The following is a 358-nucleotide window of genomic DNA, read 5'->3' on the forward strand; positions in this document are numbered from 1 at the left end:
GATCAGAACCGGAAGCCGGTACCGATGTTGCGAACGATGCCACTGGCGCCACAGCATCTGTCTTTAATTACACCGCGAAAGTTATTCAGGTTGGTGATAACAAACCAACAGCAGGTCACTACTCCTCATCTGCAACGTTCGAGGTTGTTTATCGCTAAATCTATTTTGGCAGCCTGAAAGGGCTGCCTTCTGGAACGTAGTATGAATTATTTATTAAAATTGTTAGGTGGATGTTTGATTATCTCTTGCTGTTCAGTACAGGCAAGTGTGGTTCTCGGTGGCACGCGAATTATTTATCCATCGAATAAATCCGAAGTACAAATAGCACTCAAAAATAAAGACCCTCATACTCGATATC

General features: G+C 43.0%; 2 pseudogenes. Both read left to right on the plus strand.

The annotated features are described in order from the left end of the window. A pseudogene (locus tag RTW80_RS27885) lies at positions 1 to 158 on the plus strand (type 1 fimbrial protein); the annotation flags it as partial. 43 nt (positions 159 to 201) lie between these two features. Further along, positions 202 to 358, plus strand: a pseudogene (locus tag RTW80_RS27890) (molecular chaperone); the annotation flags it as partial.

Source organism: Escherichia sp. AM3 (assembly GCF_032029835.1).
GTDB classification, from domain to species: domain Bacteria; phylum Pseudomonadota; class Gammaproteobacteria; order Enterobacterales; family Enterobacteriaceae; genus Escherichia; species Escherichia coli.